This is a genomic window from Streptomyces sp. LHD-70, from assembly GCF_031157275.1.
GTDB lineage: Bacteria > Actinomycetota > Actinomycetes > Streptomycetales > Streptomycetaceae > Streptomyces.
Genome location: NZ_JAVIFW010000013.1, coordinates 1 through 25,946 on the forward strand (window position 1 = coordinate 1; position 25,946 = coordinate 25,946).

A 25,946-nucleotide genomic window follows, 5' to 3' on the forward strand; every position below is an offset into this window, starting at 1 on the left:
CTGGCGGCGCACAGACAGACAAGGCCCTTCGCTCCGGCGGAGGGCCTTCGTCATACTCCGGGATCTCGCGGCGCCCAACAGGCGGCTGGGGGTCCGGGGGTTATCCCCCGGATGAATGCAGCATCAGCGGGTCCGGGGTTCGAGTCCCTGGCGGCGCACAGACAGACAAGGCCCTTCGCTCCGGCGGAGGGCCTTCGTCATACTCCGGGATCTTGCGGCGCCCAACAGGCGGCTGGGGGTCCGGGGGTTATCCCCCGGATGAATGCAGCATCAGCGGGTCCGGGGTTCGAGTCCCTGGCGGCGCACGTTGTCGTTGGCGGGTCATCTTCGTTCTCGGCGCAGCTTCGCTGCGCGGCGGGGGCTTCGCCACCCATACCCCCTCAAGCGCCACGCGTGACCGCCCTCACGAAAGGTCGAGCAGCCCCTCCCGCCCCTGCTCCCGATAGCGCTCCAGGAGGGCCGACTCGGCCGCCGGGGTCAGCGGCTCGTACGGCACCTCCGGGTCCGGGCGCCACCACACCGGGTCCGGGCAGCGGAAGCCCGCGCGGCGCAGCGCCACCCGGTGCACCTTGTTCGTCGCCGTCACCGGCATGCGCCGCACCGTGCGGACGAAGCGGGGCAGCATCTTCGGGCCCAGGTCGGCCTGGGCCGCGAGGAACCGGCCGAAGTCGTCCGGGTCGAAGGGGGCGCCGTCGAGTGCGAGCGTCGCCATCACCTGGTCGCCTGCCACCGGATCGGGCACCGCGTAGACCGCGACCGCCGCGGCCCGTTCGTACCGGGCGAGGATGTTCTCGATCATGGCGGCGGCGAGGTTCTCGCTGTCGACGCGCAGCCGGTCGTCCTGCCGCCCCGCGAAGTACAGGAAGCCCTCGGCGTCCCGGAAGAACAGGTCCCCGGTCCAGTACCAGCCCCCGCGCACCCGGTCCGCGTAGGCCGTCGGATTGCGCCAGTACCCCTCGAACGGGCTGCGGCCCCGGTTGACCAACTCCCCTATCGCCGCAGCCCCGTTGAGCAGCCGCCCGGCCCCGTCGAAGCGCGCCGTCGGGCACTCCTCGCCGGTCTGCGGGTCGACCACCGCCAGGTCGTCGCCCTCGGCCGCGCGGCCGATCGCGCCCGGCGGGGTGCCCTGGGTGCGCTGGATCGCGGCGCCGCCCTCGGAGGAGCCGTAGCCCTCCACCAGGCGCACCCCGAACCGCTCGGCGAACCGGGCCGCGTCGACCGCGCCCGCCTCCGTACCGAAGCCGAGGCGCAGCGGATTGTCCCGGTCGTCCGGCCGCTCGGGGGTGGCCAGGATGTACTGCACGGCACGGCCGACATACGTGAAGTACGTGGCCCCGTACGCCCGTACGTCGTCCAGGAAGCCGGAGGCCGAGAATCTGCGGCGCAGGGCGACCGAGGCGCCCGCCGCGAGGGCCGGGGACCAGTCGGCGATCACCGCGTTGCCGTGGAACATCGGCATGCAGATGTAGTGCACGTCGTCCCGGCCCACGTCGAACTGCCCGGCCAGGGAACGCCCGGCGGCGGCGAGCCGGCCCTGGGTGCAGATCGCGGCCTTGGGTGCGCCGGTGGAGCCGGACGTGAAGTAGAGGAGCATGCGGCGCGCGGGGTCCGGCGGGGCGAGCACGGCGTCGCCGGGGGCGGCGCCGGCGTAGGGGGCGAGCAGCTGCTCGTACTCCTCGGAATCCGTCACGAGGACGCGTACGCCGGGGAGTTCGAGGCCGTCGAGGAGGGGCAGGTGGGTCCGCTCGGTGAGCAGGACGCGGCACTCGGTGTGCAGGATGTCGCGGGCGAGTTCGGCGCCGCGCCGCGTCGGGTTGATCCCGGCGACGGCCGCGCCCGCGAGCGCGGCGGCGCCCAACCACAGCGGGTACTCCGGGGTGTTGTCGAGCAGCACACCCACGTGCGGCTCGGCCTCGGGCGGCAGCAGGTCCACGAGCAGCGCGGCCCGCGCGGCGGCTCCGGCGGCGAGCTGGTGGTGGGTGAGTACGCGGTCCGCGCAGCGGAGCCCGGGACGGTGGTCGTCCCACTGCGCGTGTACGAGCTCGGCAACGGTCTTGGCGCCAGTCATCCCCATGGCGCCGCACCATAGTTGACAGGCCGTCAGAATTGGAGGGGCGGTACGGTCCCGCCTGCGCGCACCGCATCATGGGGGTGCGGCGCGCGCAGGGTGGGGACATCCGGGCCGAGGGGGGAGACACCCCCAGGGGGAAGGGCCCGGCGCGGAAGGCGTCAGAACGTGACGTCCGAGCAGGCGTAGAAGGCGTTGCCCGTGTCGGCGATCGTCCAGACGGACAGGATGACGTGGTGCCCCGACTTGCCGCCGGGGAGCTGCCCGGTGTGCTCGAGCGTGGCGGGCGGCTGCTGGTTGTTGTACGGGACCGTGAAGAACGGCGCCGATTCGAGAGCGGCCCTGGTCAGCGGCTTGCTGTCGTCCCAGCCGTTCTTGGTGATGTAGTACTTGAAGTCGGTCGTGGAGTGCCGGGCGGTGAACTGCCAGCGGAAGCTCTGGCTGCCCCCGCTCGACACCTTGGTGGTCGGCCAGGCGCCACCGCCGGGCTTGGTCGGCGAGTTGAGCGAGTCGAACTGCCCGAGCCCCGCCGAGCAGATCTTGCCGTCGGCGGGCCCCGCGGCCGGGAATCCCTTGGGGCCCTCGACGCTCTGCGGCTCCCACTGGATCGAACCGCAGCCGGTGACGGTCCCGTTGGCGCAGACCTTCTGCCTGCTGATCGGGGAGTCGGTGTAGCCGTGGCCACTGGCGCCACCCGTGGAGAAGGTGAAGGCGCCCACGGTGGCGATGCCCACCGCTGCCGCGTACATCCGTTTTCGCATGCTGCTGCTCCTGTGCTCCTGGAGAACGAGGGGGAGTTCTACGAGCCGTGCGCAGTGCTGCGGTCTAGACCAAGTCACAGATTATGGGCGGGAGTTCAACATGTCCATACCAATGAGGGGCGGATTCCGGACAACGGAACGGAGGTGCCCCGAGGGCTCAGCGCCCGGCCGCACCCGCCCCTGCACCCGCTTCTGCACCGGCCCCTGCACCCGCTTCTGCACCCACCCCTGTCCCTGTCCCTGCCCCTGTCCCCGCGCAGAACGCCATCGCCAGATCCTTCACGAGTGCCTTGCGTTCGCCGTCGTCGAGCTCGACCAGGCCGCGCACGGTGAGCCGGGTGACCGTGTCCTCCACCGAGTCGACGAGCTGTGTCAGGGCCGTGTCCCGGTCCCGTGCCTCCAGGGCGGCGAGCCGACGGCGGCGTGCCGACTCGGCCACCTCGGGCGCGTAGTCGATCCGCGTCGGCCGGACCGCGAACACCTCGATACCGGCCGCCTCCGCGTCCGCGGCCACCCGCCGGGTGAGCGCGTCGCCGACCGCCTCCGCGTTGCGCAGCGTCGCCCCGCCCGTACCGCCCGTACCGCTCGTGGGCGCGTCCACCGGCAGCTGCGAGAGGACCCCGGCGAGCGCGGCCTCGACGCACTCGCGCAGATAGGTCACGTGATCGTCGACGCCGAGCGCCGCCCGCGCCGTGTCCTTGATCCGCCAGCCGACGAGCAGCTCCACGCGCAGCGCCACCCCGTGCGCGTCCACGCCGTGCAGCGGCTCGCTGCGCCAGTGCCGCAGCCGTACGTCGACCCGGCGCCGCTTCAGCAGCGGGTTGATCCACACCAGGCCGGTGCGCCGCACACTCCCCCGGTAGCGTCCGAACAGCGACAGCACCCACGCCCGGCCGACCCGCCCCCGGCCAAGCCCGCCGAACGCGAACAGCGACAGCGCGCCCGACCCGGCGAGCACCGCCCACTGCGCAGGCCCGAGCCCCGCGCCGAGCTGCTCCGGCAGCCGCGCGAGCCGCACCGCGAACGCCGGCAGCACCCCCGCCCACCAGCCGCCCGCCACGCATCCGCCGAGACCGGTGAACCCGGCGGCCACCGCGGCGGCGCCCGCCCACGACCGCCCGCGCCACTCGGTGACCTCGACCGGCACCACCACCCGCGTCGGCACCGCGGCCCGCGCGGGCGAGGGCCCGAACACCGGCCGCCCCGCACCCGCGCCCGCCCGCGGCTGCTCGCCGGTGCCCCGCCTGCGGCCGACGACCGTGGGCGGCAGGGCCACGGGGGGCGAGTCGTCGCGGAAGAGGAGGTGGAGGGGGATCTCGGTGGTCGCCTCGGTCTGGATCAGGCGGGGGGTGCGGGTGGGCCCGGCGGTGGGCGCGGGGTTCCCGGCCGCCCGGTGCGGTCGCGGGGGCTGGTCTCGGGCGGGCTCGGCGGAGGCGGGCTCGGCAGGGGCGCCCTCGGCCGGGGGCTCGGAGGGACCCGTCCCGTCCGTGGGGCCGGTCGTGTCGGCGCTGTCGCTCATGCCGGTCGTGGATCCCATCGGTACCTCCGCACCTCCGCCGTGCCGCTTACCGCTGTTCTGCCATGCTGCCGTGCTGCCGTGCTGCCGTGCTGCCGTGCTGCCGTGCTGCTGTGCTGCTGGCTTCCTACTGGCTTCCTACCGGCGTGCTGCCGCCCGCCTCCAAGGTCAGCGGAGGAACAGCCGCCGCCATGTCTCCGGCCCCGGGTAGCCGTCCGCCGCGCCGCCGCGCCAGCCCTGGGCGCGCTGGAAGTCCTCGACGCCGCGACGGTCACTCTCGCCCCAGTCGGGTCCCGGGCCCCGGCGGTAGTGCCTGCCGAACCCCTTCTGCACGAGCTGTCGGCCGAGCCGCTCCACGTGCGCGTTCGACCGGCCGGGCCGGAACGCTCCCCTGCCGGGATACGCGGGAACGTTCCCGGCCGACGCGGCGCTGTTCGCCGTACCACCGCCACCCGAGCCACCACCCGAGCCACCACGCGAACCCTCACCCGGCCCCGGGATGTCCCGGCCCTTCCCCAGGACCAGGTACTCCCAGGTCAGCGGCCCCGGCAGCCCGTCCGCCCCGCCCTCGTCCGACGTCCAGCCCTGGGCGCGCTGGAAGGCTTGGGTCGCCTTGCGGTCCGCGTCGCCCCAGACCGGCGAGGGCCCGGAGCGGTAGAAGGGGCCGCCGCCGCGCTGGACGAGGAGCCGACCGAGCTGGGTGATGTACGGGCTGCGGGCGCCGGGGCCGAATGCCGCGGCGCCGGGATAGCGCAGAGCCATGCCGGGGCCCGAGGCCTGCGCCACGGCCCTGAGGTTCTTGTACCGATAGGCCGCACTGGCCGGACGGGCCGTACCGGCCGTACCGGCCGCGATGCGATTCGCCTCACATCCCGGCTGCGCTCCCGGCTCACGCCCCGGCCCTGAATGTCCGCATTGCTGCACGACGGTCAGTTTCTCAACTGTCCATCCGAATCGCATGCTGACGGTCCGAATGCTGTACGCCACCCACGTCGAGGCGGCCTCGGACACCGCCCAGATGGCCAGCCGGTGATCAGCCGGTGATCAGCCGGTGGTCCGGAGCACTCTCCGGAATCCGGTAGAGTTCTCCAGGTCAGCAGGCGCCGCTAGCTCAGTTGGTTAGAGCAGCTGACTCTTAATCAGCGGGTCCGGGGTTCGAGTCCCTGGCGGCGCACAGACAGACAAGGCCCTTCGCTCCGGCGGAGGGCCTTCGTCATACTCCGGGATCTCGCGGCGCCCAACAGGCGGCTGGGGGTCCGGGGGTTATCCCCCGGATGAACGCAGCATCAGCGGGTCCGGGGTTCGAGTCCCTGGCGGCGCACAGACAGTCGAAAGCCCCCTCGCGAGAGCGAGGGGGCTTTCGTCGTATACGCACCCCCCCACCGCACCCCCCACCGCACTCCCCGCGCACCCCCGCGCACCCCCCGGACACCTCACCACCCCCGCCCCGCCCCCGCCCCGCCACGCGCCGGATACCTTTGGCCCATGGCGCGCGACATACAGGAGCGGATCAAGAAGCTCATCATCGACCAGAGGCTGCCCTCCGGCGCCCCGCTGCCCACCGAGCCCGAACTGATGGAGCTGCTCGGCGTCAGTCGCAACTCCGTGCGGGAGGCGCTCAAGGCGCTGGTGGCGATGGGCATCGTCGAGATCCGGCACGGCTTCGGCACGTACGTGGGTCCGATGTCGATGGCGCCGATGATCGAGGGCCTCGCGTTCCGTACCGTCGCGGGGCACTACCGGGGCGAGGACAGCCTGCTCCAACTCCTCGAACTGCGCGAGGCCGTGGAGACCGGGCTGCTCGCGCGGCTCGCCGGCCAGGTCCCGGCGAGCGACCTCGCCGAACTCGACGCGCTCGTGGACCGGATGGAGAGCGAGGCCGCCGTCGGCACGGTGGCCGCCGAGACCGACCGCGCCTTCCACGCGACCCTCTACCGCTGCCTGCGCAACCCGCTGCTCGGCGAGGTCCTGGAGGCGTTCTGGGACGCGTTCCACCGTGTCCGCACCGACCTCGTGGACATTCCGCACGACCCGAAGGTGACCTGCCACCAGCACCGGGAGATCCTCGGCGCGGTCCGCTCCGGCGACACCCTCCGGGCCGAGCAGGCCGTACGCGAGCACTTCGGAAACCTCCGCACGCGGCTCGCCTCGGCGGGGGCGCGCGGGGAGGCGGAAGCTTCAACTCCTCCCGCAAACCGCGCAAATGATCGCTAACCGGCAGGTTCCCGCCTTGCGATCATGGTGCTGACGTAGAACGCTTGCGTAATTCGTGAACACCATGTGATGGACGGTGTGCGGGAGTTGAGTTCGGGCCGGGCATCATGCTGACCGGGCGAACCGTGGGCGGGCTTTCTACGTCTCAACGACCGGTGGCCCGCCACTGATGCTGACCGCGGGGTTCAGGGGGGACCCAGCGGTGACCAGGACCGACGACCACGCGGGGACCGACCGCGTGCGGGGGGATGACTCATGACGTCGACGCCTACGGGCGCCGGACCCGACTCCGACGCGTCCCGGACGACCCAGTTGCGGGTGCTCTCGCACCGGACGGGCGGCTTCCGGCGCCTCAAGAAATCGCTGCCGCGCTACGACTACGAGCACTACAGCCGGCTCGCCGGTCCCCTCACGCAACCCGACCCCGACAAGCCGTACAAGGTGCGCTACCGCTCGCTGCTCTCCCAGGAGCCGCACCGCATCCGCGCGGCCCTCATGCTGGGCGCGGCACCTCTGCTCTCCCTCGTCCTGCTCGCCTGGCTGCTGCAGCCCGAGCACTGGACGAAGCGGGACTACGTACCGAACGCGTATCTGGAGCATCTCGACGTCGTCATGCTCGTCTCGATCGGCCTGATCGAGTTCTTCCGCTGCATGAACGTGCTGTCCAACGCCCACGCCACCCTCGTCGCCCGCGACCCGATCCCGGTCGTGCCCGAGACCGGCACGCGCGTCGCGTTCCTCACCTCGTTCGTGCCCGGCAAGGAGCCGATCGAGATGGTGACCAAGACCCTGGAGGCCGCGGTCAGGATCCGGCACCGCGGGCTCCTGCACGTCTGGCTGCTCGACGAGGGCGACGACCCGGAGGTGAAGGCGGTCTGCGCGCGCCTGGGCGTGCACCACTTCTCCCGCAAGGGCGTCGAGAAGTGGAACCAGAAGAAGGGCCCGCACCGCGCCAAGACCAAGCACGGCAACTACAACGCCTGGCTGGACGCGCACGGCGACGCCTACGACTTCTTCGCCTCCGTCGACACCGACCACGTGCCGATGGCCAACTACCTGGAGCGGATGCTCGGCTTCTTCCGCGACCCGGACGTCGGCTTCGTCATCGGCCCGCAGGTATACGGCAACTACGACACGTTCGTCACCAAGGCCGCCGAGTCCCAGCAGTTCCTCTTCCACGCCCTGATCCAGCGCGCGGGCAACCGCTACGGCGGGCCGATGTTCGTCGGCACCTCCAACGCCGTACGCATCAGGGCACTCCAGCAGATCGGCGGTCTGTACGACTCGATCACCGAGGACATGGCGACCGGCTTCGAGATCCACCGGCACAGGAACCCGGCCACCGGCAAGAAGTGGAAGTCGGTCTACACCCCGGACGTACTCGCCGTCGGCGAGGGCCCGAACGCCTGGACGGACTTCTTCACGCAGCAACTGCGCTGGTCGCGCGGCACATACGAGACGATCCTCAAGCAGTACTGGAAGGGCTGGTACTCCCTGCCTCCGGGCAAGCTCTTCAACTACACGATGATGATCATCTTCTACCCGATGTCGGCCCTCAACTGGATCCTCGCGGCGCTGAGTTGCGCCCTGTTCCTGGGCCTCGGCGCCTCGGGTGTGAACATCGACCCGACGATCTGGCTGATGCTGTACGGCAACGCCTCGGCACTGCAGATCGGCCTGTACGTCTGGAACCGGCGGCACAACGTCTCCCCGCACGAGCCCGAGGGCTCCGGCGGTGTGGCGGGCATGGTGATGTCCGCGCTGTCCGCGCCGATCTACGCCCGCTCCCTGATGGACGCGGTGCTGCGCCGCAAGAGCAAGTTCGTGGTGACGCCGAAGGGCGAGTCGGCCAGCCCGGACACGCTGTTCGGGACCTTCCGGATCCACCTGTTCTTCATCCTGGTCTTCGCCGGTTCGATCGCCGCCGCGTTCGTGTACGGGAACGCCCACCCGGCGATGATCACCTGGGCCTCGTTCGCGCTGCTGATCACGGCGGCGCCGATCTTCGCCTGGCGGTACATGTGGCGGCAGGAGAAGAAGCGCCGCAAGTCGGCGGCGGCCACCGCGCCGCCGGACGCCGGGGACACGCTGCAGCAACCCGTCGTCGTACCGCGGGAACCGGCACAGCCCGTACCGCAGCCGCCCGACCCGCGGCTTCCCGGCGCGCATACGCCGCACCGCAAGCCCAGTTGGGCGGCGGCCGACGAGACCATACAGATCGCTCTTGGGGGACGTAAGAAATGAACGACCGCTCCACCGGCCGCCGCCGCGCCCGCCGCTTCGCGATAGGCACGGCGGTGGTGGTGGCCCTCGCCGGCATGAACGGCCCGTGGCTCTGGCGGTTCGGCTCCGAGCAGTACCACCAGTACAAGATCAACAGGCCCGAGTACAAAGCCGAGAACGGGCACTGGGACCTCGTCGACATCCCCGAGAAGTACCGGCTCAACACCATCCACGCGGCCGTCCTGCACACCGGAAAGATCCTGCTCGTCGCGGGCTCGGGCAACAACCAGAAGAACTTCGACGCGAAGAAGTTCGACACGATCCTGTGGGACCCGGTCAAGCAGACCTTCAAGAAGATCCCCACGCCCAACGACCTGTTCTGCACCGGCCACACCCAACTCCCGGACGGCAAGCTCCTGGTGGCGGGCGGCACGAAACGGTACGAGAAGCTCGAAGGCGACGTCACCAAGGCCGGCGGCCTGATGATCGTGCACAACGAGAACCCGGACGAGCCGATCACGCTGCCCGCAGGCACCCGCTTCACCGGCAAGGAAAACGGCAAGACCTTCGTCTCCAAGGACCCGGTGGTCGTGGAGCGCGCGAAGAAGGTCTTCGACGAGGCCACGGGCGCGTTCGTGCGCAACGACCCGGGGCTCGGCCGCGTGTACGTCGAGGCGCAGAAGAGCGGCAGGAAGTACGAGACCGGCACCGAGGACAACTACCGGGTGCAGGGCCTCAAGGGCGCCGACGCCCGCAACACGTACGGCATCGCGCAGAAGCTCGCCCTGGACAAGAAGGACTTCCAGGGGATCAAGGACGCCTACGAGTTCGACCCGGTCGCCGAGAAGTACATCAAGGTCGACCCGATGAACGAGGCGCGCTGGTACCCGACGCTCACCACGCTCTCCGACGGCAGGATCCTCGCCCTGTCCGGCCTGGACGACATCGGCCAGATCGTGCCGGGCGACCGCAACGAGGTGTACGACCCGGACACCAAGGAGTGGGAGTACGTCCCGCAGGAGCGGCAGTTCCCGACGTACCCGGCGGTGTTCATCCTGCCGAACGGCAAGCTCTTCTACTCGGGCGCGAACGCCGGGTACGGGCCGGACGACGTGGGCCGCGACCCCGGTGTCTGGGACTTCGACAGCAATGAGTTCACCAAGGTCAAGGGGCTCAGCGACCCGAAGCTGATGGAGACCGCGGGCACGGTGATGCTGCCGCCCGCGCAGGACGAGCGGTTCATGGTGATCGGCGGCGGTGGCGTCGGCGAGTCCGAGAAGTCCAGCGAGAAGACCCGGATCATCGACCTCAAGGACGACACCCCGGTCTTCAAGGACGGCCCGTCGCTGGACAAGGGCACCCGCTACCCGCAGTCCTCGATCCTGCCCGACGACAGCGTCCTGATCACCGGCGGCTCCGAGGACTACCGGGGCCGCGGCGGCTCCAACATCCTCCAGGCCCGGCTGCTGGCGCCGGGCGGCGAGGAACTCCGGCGCGTGGCCGACCCGTTGGTGGGCCGCAACTACCACTCGGGCTCGCTGCTGCTGCCCGACGGCCGGGTCGTGGTGTTCGGCTCGGACTCGCTGTTCTCGGACGACGCCGACACCAAGCCGGGCAAGTTCGAGCAGCGCATCGAGATCTACACGCCGCCGTACCTCTACAACGGCACCAGGCCGGTCCTCACGGGCGGCGAGGAGACCATCGAGCGCGGCTCGTCCACGACGTTCGAGTCCCGGCAGGCGAAGAACCTGAAGAAGGCCCGCCTGATCAAGCCGAGCGCGTCCACGCACGTCACCGACATCGACCAGCGCTCCGTCGAGCTGGGCCTGAAGACCTCGGGCGACCAGGTGACGGTCACGGTCCCGAAGAACAAGAACCTGGTGCAGCCCGGCTGGTACATGCTGTTCGTGACGGACGACCAGGACCGGCCGAGCGAGGCGGTGTGGGTGGAGGTTCCGGAGTAGTACGCGTACGACGAGGGCGCCCCCGGACCGTTCGGTCCAGGGGCGCCCTCAATTCACGTACAGCTGCCGCTACTTGGCGCCCTTCGCGAGCCCCAGCGCGTACTCGGGCCACCACTGCCCGGCCGGCGGGCCGCCCTTGCACTCGCCGTCGGACTCGCCGGGGCGCTTGATCCAGAGGTACGCGTCCACGGCCTCGTCGGCGGTCTTCGTGGTCGGGGCCTCGCCGAGGGCGCGGCCCGGCGGGTTGCACCAGCGCTCGTCCGGATCGCCCTCGGTGTAGGGGCCGTTGCCGTTGCGGCTGGTGTCGATGACGAACGGCTTGTTGCCGAACTTCATCGAGAGTTCCTTGCCGAAGGCCGTGGACTCCGCGGTGCCGTAGTAGTTGGACACGTTCACCGCGAAGCCGTCGGCCTGGTCGATGCCCGCCGACTTGAGCGGCTGGTAGAGGTCGTCCGGCTTCGGGCCGCCGGGGTTGCCGCCGTCCAGGTAGACCTTGGTGTTCTTCAGCGACTTGAGCTTCTCGATGGCGCCCTTGAGCAGGTCGAACCGCTCGCCGTGGAACTCGCCCGGCGTGCAGCCGTCGACGACGTGCAGGAGCGCGTCCGGCTCCAGGATGACCGTGGCGTTCCGGTCCCCGATGCCCTGGGCCACGCTGTCGATCCACGCGCGGTACGCGTTGCCGTCGGCGGCGCCGCCCTTGGAGTACTGGCCGCAGTCGCGGTGCGGGATGTTGTAGAGCGCGAGCAGTGCGTCCCGGTCGGCCTTGGTCGCGGCCTCGGTGTGCTCGCGGGCCTGGGTCTCGGCCGCCGCGTTGTCGGGGTCGGTGATCCATTCGGCGACGGGCTGGCTCGCGATCTTCTCGATCTGCCGCGCGGCGGCGTCGTTGCCGTCCTGGCGGTACTCGGCGACCTGCTGGGCCGCGTTCCCCCGCGGGTCGACCCAGTACGGGTCGCTGGCCTTGGGCTGCTGCCGCACCTGCGAGCCGCTGGGATCCGGGTCTGCCTCGCCGCCGTCCGACGAACATCCCGCGATCAGCAGCGCCGCCCCCACGGCCGCCGCCGATGCCTTCCACCCCCGCCCGGCAGACCTGCTGGTGCGGTGGTCCTCGCTGCCGTACATCCACTCCCCCTCGGGCTGTTCGGGCTCCCAATCCTGGCATACGGCACCGGTCAGGGCCCGGTTCCCGTCAGGTAGGCGGAGACCACCACATTGGACGAATAGCTGGCGGTGGCCCGGTCGAAGGTGCCGCCGCAGGTGATCAGGCGCAGCTCGGCGCGGCCCTCGCGGCGCACCCCGTACGCCTTCACCGCGTCGAAGTCGTCGCGCTGGAGGACCTGGACGTCCTCGACGGTGAACTCGGCGAGCGAGCCGTCGGCGCGGGACACCCGCACCTTCTGGCCGGGCTTCAGTGTGCTGAGGTCGTAGAAGACGGCGGCGTCCGAGGTGGTGTCGACATGGCCGACGAACAGGGCGGTGCCCTCGGCGCCGGGCCGGGTGCCGCCCGCGTACCAGCCGACGACGCCCGGCTGGTCGTACGGCGGTGCGGCGACGGCCCGGTCCTGGTCGAGGCCGCGTTTGACGACGGGGGCGCGCACGCCTATCGCCGGTATGTCGACGCGGTGCGGGCGGACGGCGGGCAACGGGTCGTGCGCGGGCGGGAGTCGGACTCCGGCGGTGGACCTGTCACCGGTGCCGGGCGGGCCCGGCAGGATGCTCAGCTCGCGGCCCCACAGCCACAGGCCGACGACGAGCAGCAGCCAGGCCGCGGCGGTGACCAGCCGGGCGGAACGGGGGCGTGCCTCGGACACGGTGTCCTCGCCTCCTCGCTTCTCGCCTCTCGCCTGGGCCTGCTACTGGTGGCGGCGGCGTCGGCGCAGTATCCGCCCGGTCACGGCGAGCAGGGCAGCGGTGGCGAGGACTCCGCCGATCACGGCGTGCCTCAGGCCGGGCCCGTCGTCGGCGTCGGATTCGGCGGCCATCGAGGCGGTGCCGCCGCCCCCGGCGCGGCTCGGCGCGGTCGGCGAAGCGGAGGGGGACGTGGCGGGCTTGGGCCTGGGCTTCGGCTTGGGCTTGGGCTGTTCCCGTACGACGGTGAAGCTGCCCTTGGCCTTGCCTTCCTCGCCGTCGCAGGTCACGGAGATCTCGTACGTGCCGACGGTGACCGTCGACCGGATCATCACCTCGCCGGCCAGGACGTTGCCCTCGCTGTCGCGGGCGCTGCCGCCGACGGTGAGGGAGCCGTCGGCGACGAACGCCTTGGACTTGGCCGCGGCCGTCTTGCCGTCACAGCCGGTGGCGCTGAGCTGCAGCTCGCCGCCCGGGACAGCACTCGACGGGTCGGTCGTCACGCCCGGATCCGCGGCGGCGGGGCCCGCCGGGGTGAGGGCGAGGAGGGCCGTGAGGCAGAGGGTGGGGGCGAGTCGGCGCATGTTTCGAGGCTCGGCCGACCGCCCCCGCGCCGCTCCCGGGGGTGGGCCAGTCGGGTGTTCTTTCCCCGGGGGCAGAGCCCCCGGGGACATCAGACCCGCTCGACCAGGTCCGCGATCGAGCCGACGATCTTCGACGGGCGGAACGGGTAGCGGTCGACCTCGGACTCCTTGGTCAGGCCCGTCAGGACCAGGAAGGTCTGCATGCCCGCCTCCAGTCCGGCCAGGACATCCGTGTCCATCCGGTCCCCGATCATCGCGCTGGTCTCGGAATGCGCTCCGATCGCGTTCAGGCCCGTGCGCATCATCAGCGGGTTCGGCTTGCCCGCGAAGTACGGGTCCTTGCCCGTCGCCTTGGTGATCAGCGCGGCCACCGCGCCGGTCGCGGGCAGCGGGCCCTGAAGGCTGGGGCCGGTCTCGTCGGGGTTGGTGCAGATGAAGCGGGCGCCGTTGTTGATCAGGCGGACGGCCTTGGTCATCGCCTCGAAGCTGTACGTCCGGGTCTCGCCGAGGACTACGTAATCGGGGTCGGAGTCGGTGAGGACGTAGCCGATGTCGTGCAGGGCCGTGGTCAGGCCGGCCTCGCCGATGACGTACGCGGTGCCGCCGGGGCGCTGGTCGTCGAGGAACTTCGCGGTGGCGAGTGCGGAGGTCCAGATGTTCTCGACCGGCACTTCGAGGCCCATGCGTCGCAGCCGGGCGTGCAGGTCGCGGGCGGTGTAGATGGAGTTGTTGGTGAGCACCAGGAAAGGCTTGCCGGACTCCTGCAAGCGCTTGATGAAGGCGTCCGCACCGGGGATGGGCACGCCCTCGTGGATGAGGACTCCGTCCATGTCGGTGAGCCAGGATTCGATCGGCTTGCGCTCTGCCACGGGACTGTTCTCCGCTCTGCACCGGGTGGGCCGTACGTGCCGTACATGGCCGGAAGGGACTGTCCGGACCCCGTCAGCGTAACGGGGCGGGCCCGGCGCGGGCCCGCCCCGTTCGACCTGCGGACACTCCCCCGTGCGCACGGTCAGCTGCCCGTCGCCGCCTTCCAGTCGTCCACGTACGACGGCAGGTTCTTCTCGATGTCCGCCCAGTCCGGCTGGAAGACCTCGACGCCGTCCATCAGCTTGGTCAGGGCGATCGCGTTGGCGTCGGTGGCCTTCACGTCCTTGCGGGCCGAGAAGCCGCCGCCGACCGAGCTGACCTGCTTCTGGGCCTGTTCGCTCAGCATGAAGTCGAGGAGCTTCTTGGCGTTCTCGGTGTGCGGGGCGTTCTTCACCAGGCCCGCCGCGTAGGGCAGGGCGAAGGTGGTGGGCTTGCTGCCGGGCTTCGCGGACTTCGGGAACCAGATGCCGAGGTTCGGCATGGACTTGGACTGCGCGAAGTTCATCTGCACGTCGCCGTTGGCCACGAGCAGTTCGCCCTTGTCGGTCTTGGGCGCGAGCTTGGACGTGGAGGAGGACGGGCCGACGTTGTTGGCCTGCAGCTTCTTCAGGTAGGCCATGGCCTTGTCCTTGGAGCCGAAGTCGTGCATAGCCTTGATGAGGACGGCGGTGCCGTCGCCCGCGACGCCCGGGGTGGAGTACTGGAGCTTGTTCTTGTACTTGGCGTCGAGCAGGTCCTCCCAGGTGGCCGGGGGCTGCTTCAGCTCCTTCTTGTTGTGGATGAAGGAGAAGTAGTTGTTGACGACGGCGGTCCAGCTGCCGTCGGCCGCCTTGTCGGCGCCGCTGACCTGCGCCGCGCCCTCGGGCTTGTACGGCGCCAACAGGCCCTTGCTGTCGGCCTGTTGGATGAACGGCGGCAGCGTGACCATGACGTCGGCCTGGGTGTTGGACTTCTCGCGCAGCGCCCGCTGCACCATCTCGCCGGAGCCGCCCTCGACGTACTCGACCTTGATGCCGGTCTTCTTCTCGAAGTCCTTGAAGACCTGGTCGTACCAGCCGTCGCCGTTCTCGCCCTTGAGGCCGTCGGCGCTGTAGACGGTGACGACCTTCTCGTCGGCGGAGGCGGCGCCGCCGCAGGCGGTGAGGGAACCGGCGAGTACGAGACTGCCGGTGACGGCGGCTATGGCTTTGATGCGCATGACGTTTCGACTCTCTCTACGGGGATTCAGCGGTGCGGGCTACGGGGATTCAGCGGTACGAGGCACGGGTGCGGACGCGGGAGACGGCGAGCAGGACGAGCAGCGTCGCGCCCATGAGGACCACGGCGACGGCGGAGCCGGTGAAGAGGGAGCCGCGGTCGGTGGCGGTGAAGATGCGGACGGGGAGCGGCATCCAGTCCGGCGGGTAGAGCATCATCGTGGCGCTCAACTCGCCCATGGACAGGGCGAAGCAGAGCCCGGCGGCCGCGTTCAGGGACGGCAGGAGCAGCGGCAGCTTCACCCGCCACAGGACGTACGAGGGCCGGGCGCCGAGGGACGCGGCGGCCTGCTCGTAGGCCGGGTCGAGGCGGACGATGGCGGCCGAGACCGACTGGTACGCGAAGGCCGTGACCAGGATGGTGTGGGCGAGGATCACGATCCAGCGGGTGCCGTTGAGCAGGAACGGCGGCTGCGAGAACGCGACGAGCACGGCGAGGCCGACGACCACCGACGGCACGGCGACGGGCAGCATGAACAGGGTGTCAAGGAGCCGTTTGCCCTTCTTCGGCAGGGCGTGCGCGGCGAGCGCGGCCCAGCTGCCGACGAGGAGCGCGAGCAGGCTGGCGGCCACGGCCGTGACGAGGCTGGTGGTGAGGGCCCGCAGGGACTCGCCGCGGGTGGCCGAGGCGTAGTTCTCGAAGGTCGGGCCCGAGGGGAAGGCGCCGGACCAGTTGGTGGCGAACGAGGCGGCGACGATCACGAGCAGGGGCAGCGCGAACAGCGGCACGAAGAGCACCAGGAACAGCGTCCAGAGCGTCCACTTGCCCTTGCGGCTATGCACCAACACGACGGCTCACCACCCGGTACAGGCCGTAGAGACTCACGGAGATCACCACGTTGACGACGGCGACGACACAGGCGGCGGTCCAGTCCGACTCCAGGATCGCCTTGCTGTAGACGAGCATCGGCAGCGTGGTGACGCCCTTCGCCCCGGTGAACAGGACGATCCCGAACTCGTTGAGACACATGATCAGTACGAGGCTGCCGCCGGCGGCGAGCGCGGGCAGCGCCTCGGGCAGGATGATCTGCCGCACGATCCTCGGGGCCTTGGCGCCGAGCGAGGAGGCGGCCTCGATCTGCGCGGTGTCGATCTGCGAGAACGCGGCGAGCAGCGGCCGCATCACGAACGGCGTGAAGTACGTGATCTCGGCGAGCAGCACGCCCCAGGGGGTGGTCAGGAACTGGAAGGGCCCGCTCGCGGCGCCCGTGACGTCCGTCCACATCCCGTTGGCCATGCCCACGGTGCCGTACACGAAGAGCAGCGCGAGCGTGATCAGGAAGGACGGGAAGGACAGGAAGACGTCCACGAACCGGGCGACGGCCTTCGCCCCGGGGAACGGTACGAACGCGATGACCAGCGCGAGCACGAAGCCGAGCACCAGACACCCGACCGTCGCCCCGACGGCCAGCCACACGGTGGTCCCGAGCGCCTCCCGGAACGCGGGATCGGCGAACACATCCGCGTACGGCTGGACGGAGGTCCCGCCTTCGAGCGGCGTGAACGACTGCTGGACGAGGAGGACGAGGGGATAGAGAAAGACGAGCGCGAGCGCGGCGACGGGAGGCAGCGCCCACCATCCCGTCCTTTGCCGCCACCGCTGTGGGCGGTTGTTCCGCGGGGCGGAACGGGCGGGCACAGCCCCACGTGCCGGGCGCGATTCGGTCAAGGTCCCAGGCGGACTACTCATCGGAAACCCCCGCGCCGAGCAACACCGCATCCTCAGGCGCAAAGTGCAGGGCAACCTGCTCACCAAGCCCCGGCGGCTGCCGAAGCTCCCGCACATCCGCCTTGACCCGCTGCCCGGCGACATCCACGTACAGCCGGTGCGTGGCCCCCCGCCACTGCACCTCGGCGACGGTGCCGCGCAACGCGTTGACCCCCTCGCCAAGCCCCACAAGGTGCGGCCGTACGCAGAGAGTGGCCGTCGCCCCGGCCCCGACGCCCGCCGTGTCGACCTTCAACTCAGCCTCGCCGAGCCGCACTTGGCCGGAAGAGCCGACCCGCACCGGCAGCAGATTCGCGTTGCCGACGAAGGACGCCGTGAACTCCGTACGCGGAGTGCGGTACAGCTCCTGCGGGGTGCCGCAGTCCTGCAGCCGCGCCTTGTCCATGACGGCGATCCGGTCGGCGAGGGTGAGCGCCTCGACCTGGTCGTGGGTGACGTACAGGATGGAGACGTCGGGCAACTCCCGGTGCAGGCAGGCGAGTTCGGCGAGCATGCCGGACCTGAGCTGGGCGTCGAGCGCGGACAGCGGCTCGTCGAGGAGCAGCACGCCGGGCCGGATGGCGAGCGCGCGGGCGATGGCGACGCGCTGCTGCTGGCCGCCGGAGAGCTCGCGCGGGTACCGCTTGGCGTACGCGGCCATCCCGGTCATCTCCAGGGCGTCGGCGACCCGCCCCGGTATCTCGGCCTTGTCGGCCTTCTGCGCCTTCATGCCGAAGGCGACGTTGTCCTCGACGCGCATGTGCGGGAAGAGCGCGTAGCTCTGCACGACCATGCCGACGCCGCGGCGGTGCGGCGGCAGGTCGGTGACGTCCCGGTCGCCGATGAGGACCCGGCCACGCACGGGCTGTACGAACCCGGCGACGGCCCGCAGCGCGGTGGTCTTGCCGGAGCCGGACGGGCCGAGCAGCGCCATGACCTCGCCGCGCTCGACGGTCAGGTCGAGGGAGTCGAGGACGGTGTGCGAGCCGTACGCGACGCTCACACCGTCGAAGCGAATGCCGACGCCGCCGCTGCTCATCGGCCGGACTCCCGCAGCAGGGCGGGCAGTTCGGCGACCGAGCCGAGCACGTGGGTGGCACCGGCGGCCCGGAGCGCGTCCTTGTCGTGGGCGCCGGTGAGCACGCCCGCGACGACCCCGGCACCGGAGCGCGCGCCACTGCGCATGTCGTACGCGGTGTCTCCGGCGACGGCGATCTCGCGGACGTCGTCGGCGGCGCCGGTGCGCAGGAGCGCGGCAAGGACCATGTCGGGGTAGGGGCGGCCGCGACCGCCCGCGTCCGCCGGGCAGAGAGTGAGGCCGACCAGGTCGCGCCAGCCGAGGGCGTCGAGGATGGCGTCCTGGGTGACGCGGGCGAAGCCGGTGGTGAGGACGACGGTGCGGCCGTCGGCGCGCAGCTCCTCGATCGCCTCGCGGGCGCCGGGGATGGGAGCGATACGGCCGCCGTCGACGAGTTCGCCGTACGCGGTCTCGAAGGCGGTGTTGGCGCGCTGGGCGAGGTCCTCGGAGCCGAACAGCGCCCGGAAGACGGTGATCTTCGACTCGCCCATGGTGTCGCGGACGTACTGGAGCTTCTTCTCGTGGTCCGCGGAGCCGGGCTCGACGCCGAGCCGCTCGGCGGCACGGGAGAAGGCCTGCTCGACGAGGCCGCCGTCGGCGACGGTGGTGCCGGCCATGTCGAGGACGACGAGGCGGGATTCAAACGTACTCATGGTCAACTTCCTCACCAGCCCATCTCGTTCGCGGTCTGCTCGGCGATCGCCGGGGAGCAGGTCATGCCGCGCCCGCCGGGCCCGGTGACCAGCCACACCCCGTCGCGCACCTGCTGGCGGTGGACAACGCGGGAGGTGTCTCTGCACTGCGCGTACACACCGGCCCAGCGGTGCCGGACGCGGGGCAGCGGGCGGCCGAGGAAGCCCTCGACGACCTGCTTGAGGTGCTCGTAGGGCTCTTCGACGACGTCGAAGGCGAAGGGGTGCTCGTACTCGTGGGTGTCGCCGATGGTCAGCCCGCCGTCCTTGCGCTGCACCATGAGCAGCTGCATCTTGTGCGCGGCGGCGGTGGGCGTCTGCGCCTGTCCGGCGTTGAGGGCGTCGAGGGCCTCGGACTTGTACGCCGGGTAGTAGCGGAAGCTGTCGGCGTCGGCGATCGAGGTGGTGAGGGCCTCGCCGAGCGGGTCGGTCTGCATCATCTGCAGGCGTACGCGGCGCACGGGCAGGTCGGGGACCAGCTCGCGGACGAGGCCGCCGAGCCAGGCGCCGGTGCAGAGGATGACGGCGTCGCCGCTGTGCACGTCGCCGTGGTCGTCGCGGACGGCGTGCTCGCCGATGACCTCGCGCACTTCGCGGCCGCCGAGGAAGGTGTAGCGCCCGGAGGCCAGGAGGGCTTCCTTCAGGGCGAGTTGGGCGGTGCGCGGCTCGACGGCGGCGTCCCGCTCGCAGTACAGGGCGGCCTCGAACTCGCCGCGCAGGGCCGGGTTGAGCGCGCGGGCCTCGGTCGGGGTGAGCAGCTTGTAGCCGCGGTCGGCCGCGTCGGTGCGGGCCAGGGCGGCCTCGGCGACGGCGATCTCGGCCGCGGTGCGTACGGGGGTGAGGGAGCCGTTGGCCCGGAAGCCGAGCTTCGGCACGCGGGCGCCGATGCCCTCCCACAGCTCGCGGGCGCGCAGCGCGGTGTCGAGCTCCTCGCCGCCCGCGCGGCCGCTGACCCATATCTGTCCGAAGTTGCGCAGCGAGGCTCCGCGGGCCTCGGTCTCACGCTCGATCTGCACGACCTCATGGCCGCGCTCCACTGCCTGCCAGGCGTGCATGGTGCCCACCACGCCGGCTCCTACGACTACGACTCTCATGCCGTCGACGGTCCTGGCGAGCGGTGTCGCGTTCCGGACGGTCGAGCAACGGGAAGGTGAACGAGCACCCAAACTTGGCCTAGACCCGTTACCTTCCCGTTATCAAATCGGCGGGCCAGGGCGCCCGGAATGCCCGAACAACCCGATGCGTCAAGGCAGTTCGGGCAGTAGCGGGCGAGTGTCAGTTACGGCGGGCCAGCTGCGTGGTGAAGCTGAAGCGATCCCCGCGGAACAATGTCCGTACGCGTTCCAGACGCCGCCCCTCGACGTCCCGCGAGACCCGGTGGATGAGCAGCATGGGCAGCGCGGGCGGCGTGCCGATGAGCAGCGCCTCGCGCGGGGTGGCGAGCACGGTCTCGATCCGCTCGTCGGCGGCGCCGAAGCCGATGCCCAACGCGTCGTGCAGATACGCGTAGAAGGACGAGTCGGGGTCGAAGTCCACGTCGAGCCGCGGCACCCGCGCCACCGACACATACGTGCTCTCCAGGCCCACCCGCTCGTCGTCCGCGAGCAGCACCCGCTCCAGATGCCAGACGGGCTCGCCGCGCTCGGCCTCGATCTCCTCGGCAAGGGCGTCCGGGCACGGGAAGCGGTCGAGCGAGATCAGTGTCCGCCCCGGTGTGCGGCCCTGCCGCCGTACGCCTTCGGTGTAGCTGGCGAGGGCGAGCGGCTGCTCCAGCTTGGGCCCGGCGACCACGGTGCCGCGCCCCGCCCGCCGCAGCCGCCCTTCGAGCAGCAGCTCCCGCAGCGCCTGCCGCACGGTCTCGCGCGCGACGCCGTACATGGCGGTCAGCTCCCGCTCGGTGGGCAGAAGCCCGCCCTCCCCCAACTCGTCGAGCAGGGACGCTATCTGCGTCTTCACCGCGTAGTACTTGGGAATCCGTCCGTGCTCGGGAACGCCCGCCTTGACGGGGGCACCGGGCCGCTGCTCGCTGGGGTAGTCCACGGAGGAACTCTAGATCCGGTACGAGCGGGGGGTACGGGGAGGATTCCTGGGGCGGAGCCGTGCTCGGGGGAGGCGGTGCGGGTCAGCCGTGCTCGGGGGGGGTGCCGTGCGCGCGGAAGGTTGTGCCGATCAGCCGCGCTCGGGGGGGGGCCGTGCGCGCGGAAGGTTGTGCCGATCAGCCGCGCTCGGGGTCCGGTCAGCCGTGCACGCGGAAGGCGGTGCCGGTCAGCGGCGCACCGCACGCCCCCGCAGTCTCCGCGCACCCAGAACCAGGGCGACACCCCCGACCACCAGCACCCCCGCGGCGACCCCGTACACCACAGTCCCCCACCCCCGCCGCGCCCCCGTCTCGGCCAGCTCGGACGGCCACCGCGCCCCACCCGTCGTACCGTCCGACGCCCGCTCGGCGCCGACCGTGAACAGGTACGCGCCGGACTGCCCGACCCAGTCCCCGTCGTCCTCGCGGCGCTGGACCACGGCGACCTGCGCGGTGACCTCGTTCTCCCCCGCGTCGGCGGCGAACGCGAGGCGCACCGGGACGGTGAGGGAGGCGCCGGGGGCGAGCGAGAAGCCGGTGAAGCCGTGCTCGCCGCCGCGTTCGCCGCCGTTTTCGCCGCCGCCGTCGAAGACGCCCACGTTCTCGTCCTGCTCGGTCCGCTCGAAGCGGACGTCGTGCCAGTGACCGTCCGGGTCGCGGAACTCCAGGCGCACCTGCGCGGGCCGCAGGTCCCGGTCGCGGTCGACCAGGACAACGACCGGGTGGATCTTGCCGCAGGTCCGGTCGGAGGTGTTCTCGAGGCCGAGCACGAACCGTTGCGGCCGGCCGCCGGGGCGGTACGCGTCAGGCCCGCCGTGCAGGCGGCTGGTCACCGGGAAGTCTGTGCTGGTGGCGTCTTCGCAGGTCAGGGCGGGGGCGATGGTACGGGGCCGGGTCTCGTGCGCGGCGACGGGGACGGCCGCCGGGCCGAGCGCGAGGGCGGCGGCAAGGCCACCGAGGGCGGGAGCGCTACGCAGTCGCATGGGGGACCTTTGCTGATCGCGGAAGCGGTCCCCCGACGCTGCCATGCGCGGGTTCGCCCGCGGTGACGCCACGACCCGATGCGGCTGATCGGCACCCCGATGCCCCTCCCCCGGCGCACTCCGGCTTGCGTTTCCTTCTCCCCTCCCCATTTTCAGCCCCTCCGGCGTTTGAGGAGCGGGGGTCCGGGGGCTGGCCCCCGAGGCTGTCCGCAGGACTTTCGGGAAGGGGCGGGGAGGGGAAGAAACACGCCCGCGCACCCCCTACCCCCGCCCGAACACCCGCGCAAGGACCAGCTGCGCCGCCCCCTCCCGCACCGCCCGGTCGCCGTCGACCGCTCGTACCGGGACCCGAGGGCCGCCCACGCGTCGGGCGCGGGCCGACAGGACCGCATCCACCCCTCGTACGTACCGCGCGGAGTCCGACCCCACCGTGCGCCCACCGAGCAGGACGAGGTCCACGTCAAGGAGGCCCACCAGGTTCGCCGCGCCCTCGCCGAGGACCCGGGCGGCCTCGTCCGGGGCGTGTGCGGCGACGGCGGCGAGGCAGAGCGCCTCGACGCAGCCCCGGTTGCCGCAGCCGCAGCGCGGGCCGTCCAACTGCACGACCTGGTGGCCGAATTCACCCGCGCCGGTCCGCGCCCCGCGATGCAGCGCACCGTCGAGTACGAGCCCGGCGCCGAGCCCCGTACCGAGGTGCAGATACGCGAACGAGCCGTGCGCGGACCCGGCGGCCCCGGCGAGAGCGAGGCCGAGGGCGGCGGCGTTGGTGTCCTTGTCGACGACGACGGGCAGCCCGAACCGGCGGGCGAGCGTGTCGCGCAGCGGGAAGCCGTCCCACTCGGGGAAGCCGGTGAGGCGGTGCAGGACGCCGGTGGCATGGTCGAGCGGTCCCGGCAGGGCGACCCCGACCCCGATCGGCGCGGCCCCGCACGCGTCGAGCAGCGCCGAGACCTCGCGTACGGCGGTATCCACCACCACTTCGGCGCCGGACGCGAAGGCCAGGGGGGCGCGGCGTTCGGCGAGCGGGGTGCCGGCGAGGTCGACGGCGACGGCGGTCAGCGCGTCCCGGTCGAGGTGCAGCCCGACGGCGCTGCCCGCGCCGGGCACGAGCCGCAGGACGGTACGCGGCTTGCCGCCGGTCGACGCCCGCCGACCGGCCTCCGCCGCGAGCCCCTCCCCGCGAAGGCGCGCGGTGATCTTGCTGACGGCCTGCGGCGTCAGCCCGGTCCGCTCGGCGAGTTCGAGCCGGCTGATCCCCTCGCCCCCGGCCGTCCGCAGCAGGTCGAGGACACGGGCGGCGTTGCGCGTACGGAGGGCGGGGAGGTCTGCCGCGGGGCGCGGCGGGACGGGGGCGTCGGGCGGCGAGGAGGCTGGGTCGGTACGGCTCACGGGGCCATTCTCCGCCCCGCTTGCACTTTGGCAACACCGTTGCTTAAGTGGGCGCATGACCTCCCAGGACTCCTCCCAGGGCTCCCCGACGCCCTCGGCCGCGCCCTCGGCCGCGGCTCCTCTGCGTGTCGGCCTCGTGGGGTACGGACTTGCGGGTTCCGTCTTCCACGCCCCGCTGATCGCCGCCACCGAGGGCCTCGCGCTCGACACCGTCGTCACGTCGAACCCCGAGCGCCAGGAGCAGGCCCGCGCCGAGTTCGGGCCCGGACTGCGCTGCGTGGCCTCGGCGGACGAGCTGTGGGAGCGGGCCGACGAGCTCGACCTGATCGTCGTCGCGTCGCCGAACAAGACCCACGTACCGATCGCGACCGCCGCCCTGAAGGCGGGCCTGCCGGTCGTCGTGGACAAGCCGCTCGCGGGTACGGCGGCCGAGGCGCGCGAGCTTGCCGACCTCGCGGACGAGCGCGGCCTGCTGCTCTCCGTCTTCCAGAACCGCCGCTGGGACAACGACTTCCGCACCCTGCGCAAGCTGCTCACCGAGGGCGAACTCGGCGACGTCCAGCGGTTCGAGTCCCGCTTCGAGCGCTGGCGCCCGCAGCCCAAGGGCGGCTGGCGGGAGTCCGGCGCCCCCGAGGAGATCGGCGGGCTCCTCTACGACCTGGGCAGCCATGTCGTCGACCAGGCGCTGGTCCTTTTCGGCCCGGCGGCCTCGGTGTACGCGGAGTCCGACGTACGCCGCCCCGGCGCCGAGGCCGACGACGACACCTTCCTCGCGATCACGCACGCGAACGGCGTCCGCTCGCACCTCTACGTCTCCGCCACGACCGCCCAACTCGGCCCGCGCTTCCGGGTGTTGGGCTCCCGCGCCGGGTACGTGAAGTACGGCCTCGACCCCCAGGAGGCGGCGCTGCGCGAGGGTCTGCGGCCCGGCGGCGAGGAGCCGTGGGGCGTGGAGGGCGAGTCGATGTGGGGCCGCGTGGGCTCCGGGGAGTCCCCGCTGACCGGCGGCGGCCGCCCCGAGCCGACCCTGCCGGGCGACTACCCCGCGTACTACGCCGCGATCGCCGCCGCCCTGACCGAGGGCGCCCCGAACCCGGTCACCGCGCACGAGGCGGCGGACGCGCTGGACGTTCTTGAGGCGGCGCGGCGGTCGGCTCGGGAGGGTGTGACGGTCGAGCTGAGCTGAGCGTCAGGCCAGCTCGGTGGTGTCGAGGTCGAAGTCGAACGGCTCGGGCAGGGCGAGCTTCGCGCCGAAGACAGCCTCTGACCTGTGCCGGTACCGGCCGCCCTCGGGCTCCCAGTGCACGACGACCTCGCCGCGGTGACGGTCGACCAGGAGGTAGACAGGCAGCCCGGCCTGGGCGTAGGCGTCGCGCTTGTCGACTCGGTCGACCTCGGCGTCCTGTTCCCGCCCGGACGTCACCTCGACGACGAGGAGCACGCCTGAAGGGTCCGACCAGGACGGCTGTCCCCGGAAGTAGCCGACCGGGGCAACTGCACCGTCGACGCGGGCTCGGCCGGCCCGGTAGGCGGGCACGACCAAGCCGCGTTCCTGATACATGCGCAGTCCGGGTTGGCGCTCCCGCACCTGGTCCCCGATGAACATGACGTTCTCGTCGTGGTCACCGTCCGGAGCCGGAGTCACCAGGACCCTCCCGTTGATCAGCTCGACGTGGAAGCCATCCGGTGCCGCGGCGTCGAATGCTTCGAATTCCTCAAGCGTCACTTCGGACTGCGCAACGGTCATCGTGTCCTCCTTCAAGGACCAGCCTACGCGTCAGCCAACTCCTGCCGCTGCCGCCCGAGCCCCTCGATCTCCAGCTCGACCACGTCCCCCGACCGCAGATACGGCTTCGGCTCGGCCGCGCCCATCGCGACGCCCGCAGGCGTACCCGTGTTGATCACGTCGCCCGGGTACAGGGTCATGAACTGGCTGACGTACCGCACCACTTCGCCCACCGGGAAGATCTGCTCGGCCGTCGTACCGTTCTGCTTCAGCTCGCCGTTGACCCAGAGCCGCAGGGAGAGCGCCTGCGGGTCGGGCACCTCGTCGGCGGTGACGAGCCACGGGCCGAGCGGGTTGAACGTCTCGCAGTTCTTGCCCTTGTCCCACGTGCCGCCGCGCTCGATCTGGAACTCGCGCTCGGACACGTCGTTCGCCACCGCGTACCCCGCGACGTGCGTCAGGGCCTCCTCCGCGGTGTCGACGTACCGCGCGGTCCTGCCGATGACGACGGCCAGCTCGACCTCCCAGTCGGTCTTCTCCGACTTGCGCGGTACGAGCACGGTGTCGTTCGGGCCGACCACCGTGTCCGCCGCCTTGAAGAAGACGATCGGCTCCTCGGGGGTCGCGGCGCCGGTCTCGCGCGCGTGGTCGTGGTAGTTCAGCCCGATGCACACGACCTTGCCGATCCGTCCGAGCGGCGCCCCGACGCGCAGCCCCTCGGCGTCGAGCGCGGGCAGCGTGCCGGCGGCGGCCGCGTCCCGGACCCGGGCCAGCGCCGCCTCGTCGGCGAGCAGGGCTCCGTCCACGTCGGTGACGAGGCCGGACAGGTCACGCAGGACACCGCCCTCATCGAGCAGCGCCGGGCGCTCCGCGCCGACCGTTCCGACTCGCAGCAGCTTCATCTTCACACTCCCCTGGTCCACTTGGTGGTCCACTAGGCGGGCGCCGATGGGGTGCGGCCATCGGAAGCTTGGCCGATCCTCCAAGGTCTG

22 protein-coding genes, 1 tRNA gene and 1 pseudogene are annotated in these 25,946 nt (G+C 71.6%); 5 read left to right on the forward strand and 19 right to left on the reverse strand.

Features of this window, described 5'->3' with window-relative positions:
• Nucleotides 1-403 precede the first annotated feature (403 nt).
• The 4 genes and pseudogenes from RCO28_RS24680 to RCO28_RS24695 form a co-directional block, all read right to left on the reverse strand.
• A complete protein-coding gene (locus RCO28_RS24680) occupies nucleotides 404-2,068 on the reverse strand; it encodes an AMP-binding protein (protein ID WP_308943617.1) in 1,665 nt (554 codons plus the stop codon).
• Nucleotides 2,069-2,229: 161 nt separating this feature from the next.
• Nucleotides 2,230-2,829 carry a lytic polysaccharide monooxygenase gene (locus RCO28_RS24685; protein WP_308943461.1) on the reverse strand — a complete coding sequence of 200 codons (600 nt, stop codon included), beginning with the start codon at nucleotides 2,827-2,829 and terminating at the stop codon, nucleotides 2,230-2,232.
• A 157-nt stretch (nucleotides 2,830-2,986) separates the two neighbouring features.
• The gene (locus tag RCO28_RS24690) at nucleotides 2,987-4,366 is read right to left on the reverse strand and encodes an SPFH domain-containing protein (protein ID WP_308943462.1); all 1,380 of its coding nucleotides are present in this window, start codon (nucleotides 4,364-4,366) and stop codon (nucleotides 2,987-2,989) included.
• Between the two features lie 147 nt (nucleotides 4,367-4,513).
• A pseudogene (locus RCO28_RS24695) lies at nucleotides 4,514-5,158 on the reverse strand (peptidoglycan-binding protein); the annotation flags it as partial.
• Nucleotides 5,159-5,445: 287 nt separating this feature from the next.
• Between RCO28_RS24695 and RCO28_RS24700 the strand changes: the two are divergent.
• From RCO28_RS24700 to RCO28_RS24715, 4 genes are all read left to right on the forward strand, one after another.
• Nucleotides 5,446-5,519, forward strand: a tRNA-Lys gene (locus RCO28_RS24700).
• 311 nt (nucleotides 5,520-5,830) lie between these two features.
• The gene (locus RCO28_RS24705; protein ID WP_308943463.1) at nucleotides 5,831-6,559 is read left to right on the forward strand and encodes a FadR/GntR family transcriptional regulator; all 729 of its coding nucleotides are present in this window, start codon (nucleotides 5,831-5,833) and stop codon (nucleotides 6,557-6,559) included.
• Between the two features lie 255 nt (nucleotides 6,560-6,814).
• A complete protein-coding gene (locus tag RCO28_RS24710) occupies nucleotides 6,815-8,803 on the forward strand; it encodes a glycosyltransferase family 2 protein (RefSeq protein WP_308943464.1) in 1,989 nt (662 codons plus the stop codon).
• Nucleotides 8,800-10,746, forward strand: coding sequence for a kelch motif-containing protein (locus RCO28_RS24715; protein ID WP_308943465.1), 1,947 nt, complete (start codon nucleotides 8,800-8,802; stop codon nucleotides 10,744-10,746). The genes RCO28_RS24710 and RCO28_RS24715 overlap by 4 nt, the downstream gene beginning before the upstream one ends.
• A 69-nt stretch (nucleotides 10,747-10,815) precedes the next feature.
• On the opposite strand, the gene RCO28_RS24720 is transcribed toward RCO28_RS24715, so the two are convergent.
• The 13 genes from RCO28_RS24720 to RCO28_RS24780 all read right to left on the reverse strand — a co-directional run bounded on the left by RCO28_RS24720 (nucleotide 10,816) and on the right by RCO28_RS24780 (nucleotide 23,285).
• Complete coding sequence (locus RCO28_RS24720) at nucleotides 10,816-11,865, reverse strand: glycoside hydrolase family 6 protein (protein WP_308943466.1); 1,050 nt, start codon at nucleotides 11,863-11,865, stop codon at nucleotides 10,816-10,818.
• Between the two features lie 50 nt (nucleotides 11,866-11,915).
• Nucleotides 11,916-12,554, reverse strand: a complete 639-nt coding sequence (locus tag RCO28_RS24725; protein ID WP_308943467.1) for a class F sortase — start codon at nucleotides 12,552-12,554, stop codon at nucleotides 11,916-11,918.
• A gap of 42 nt (nucleotides 12,555-12,596) precedes the next feature.
• Nucleotides 12,597-13,175, reverse strand: coding sequence for a hypothetical protein (locus RCO28_RS24730; RefSeq protein ID WP_308943468.1), 579 nt, complete (start codon nucleotides 13,173-13,175; stop codon nucleotides 12,597-12,599).
• Between the two features lie 89 nt (nucleotides 13,176-13,264).
• A complete protein-coding gene (locus tag RCO28_RS24735; protein WP_308943469.1) occupies nucleotides 13,265-14,044 on the reverse strand; it encodes an HAD-IIA family hydrolase in 780 nt (259 codons plus the stop codon).
• A 143-nt stretch (nucleotides 14,045-14,187) separates the two neighbouring features.
• Entirely contained in the window at nucleotides 14,188-15,243 is a 1,056-nt protein-coding gene (locus tag RCO28_RS24740; protein WP_308943470.1) for a 2-aminoethylphosphonate ABC transporter substrate-binding protein, read from the reverse strand.
• Nucleotides 15,244-15,292: 49 nt separating this feature from the next.
• Nucleotides 15,293-16,090, reverse strand: a complete 798-nt coding sequence (locus RCO28_RS24745; protein WP_308943471.1) for an ABC transporter permease subunit — start codon at nucleotides 16,088-16,090, stop codon at nucleotides 15,293-15,295.
• The gene (locus RCO28_RS24750; RefSeq protein ID WP_308943472.1) at nucleotides 16,077-16,991 is read right to left on the reverse strand and encodes a 2-aminoethylphosphonate ABC transporter permease subunit; all 915 of its coding nucleotides are present in this window, start codon (nucleotides 16,989-16,991) and stop codon (nucleotides 16,077-16,079) included. Before RCO28_RS24750 ends, RCO28_RS24745 begins: the two co-directional genes overlap by 14 nt.
• Nucleotides 16,984-18,048, reverse strand: a complete 1,065-nt coding sequence (locus RCO28_RS24755; RefSeq protein ID WP_308943473.1) for an ABC transporter ATP-binding protein — start codon at nucleotides 18,046-18,048, stop codon at nucleotides 16,984-16,986. The genes RCO28_RS24750 and RCO28_RS24755 overlap by 8 nt, the downstream gene beginning before the upstream one ends.
• On the reverse strand, nucleotides 18,045-18,740 hold the full coding sequence (locus tag RCO28_RS24760; RefSeq protein WP_308943474.1) for a phosphonatase-like hydrolase: 696 nt from the start codon (nucleotides 18,738-18,740) through the stop codon (nucleotides 18,045-18,047). Before RCO28_RS24760 ends, RCO28_RS24755 begins: the two co-directional genes overlap by 4 nt.
• Before the next feature lie 11 nt (nucleotides 18,741-18,751).
• Nucleotides 18,752-19,873, reverse strand: coding sequence for a TIGR03364 family FAD-dependent oxidoreductase (locus RCO28_RS24765; protein WP_308943475.1), 1,122 nt, complete (start codon nucleotides 19,871-19,873; stop codon nucleotides 18,752-18,754).
• Nucleotides 19,874-20,054: 181 nt separating this feature from the next.
• On the reverse strand, nucleotides 20,055-20,819 hold the full coding sequence (locus RCO28_RS24770; RefSeq protein ID WP_308943476.1) for a GntR family transcriptional regulator: 765 nt from the start codon (nucleotides 20,817-20,819) through the stop codon (nucleotides 20,055-20,057).
• A 225-nt stretch (nucleotides 20,820-21,044) separates the two neighbouring features.
• Nucleotides 21,045-21,839: a hypothetical protein gene (locus RCO28_RS24775; RefSeq protein ID WP_308943477.1), complete on the reverse strand. Its 795-nt coding sequence runs from the start codon at nucleotides 21,837-21,839 to the stop codon at nucleotides 21,045-21,047.
• A gap of 261 nt (nucleotides 21,840-22,100) precedes the next feature.
• Nucleotides 22,101-23,285: an ROK family protein gene (locus RCO28_RS24780; RefSeq protein WP_374991238.1), complete on the reverse strand. Its 1,185-nt coding sequence runs from the start codon at nucleotides 23,283-23,285 to the stop codon at nucleotides 22,101-22,103.
• Here RCO28_RS24780 and RCO28_RS24785 point away from each other — a divergent pair.
• Nucleotides 23,284-24,414: a Gfo/Idh/MocA family oxidoreductase gene (locus tag RCO28_RS24785; RefSeq protein ID WP_308943479.1), complete on the forward strand. Its 1,131-nt coding sequence runs from the start codon at nucleotides 23,284-23,286 to the stop codon at nucleotides 24,412-24,414. The two genes, RCO28_RS24780 and RCO28_RS24785, sit on opposite strands and share 2 nt — an antisense overlap.
• Before the next feature lie 3 nt (nucleotides 24,415-24,417).
• Here the strand turns inward: RCO28_RS24785 and RCO28_RS24790 are convergent, their stop codons facing one another.
• Both RCO28_RS24790 and RCO28_RS24795 read right to left on the reverse strand, forming a co-directional pair.
• Nucleotides 24,418-24,975 carry a Uma2 family endonuclease gene (locus RCO28_RS24790; protein WP_308943480.1) on the reverse strand — a complete coding sequence of 186 codons (558 nt, stop codon included), beginning with the start codon at nucleotides 24,973-24,975 and terminating at the stop codon, nucleotides 24,418-24,420.
• 23 nt (nucleotides 24,976-24,998) lie between these two features.
• The gene (locus RCO28_RS24795) at nucleotides 24,999-25,856 is read right to left on the reverse strand and encodes a fumarylacetoacetate hydrolase family protein (RefSeq protein WP_308943481.1); all 858 of its coding nucleotides are present in this window, start codon (nucleotides 25,854-25,856) and stop codon (nucleotides 24,999-25,001) included.
• Nucleotides 25,857-25,946: the final 90 nt, after the last annotated feature.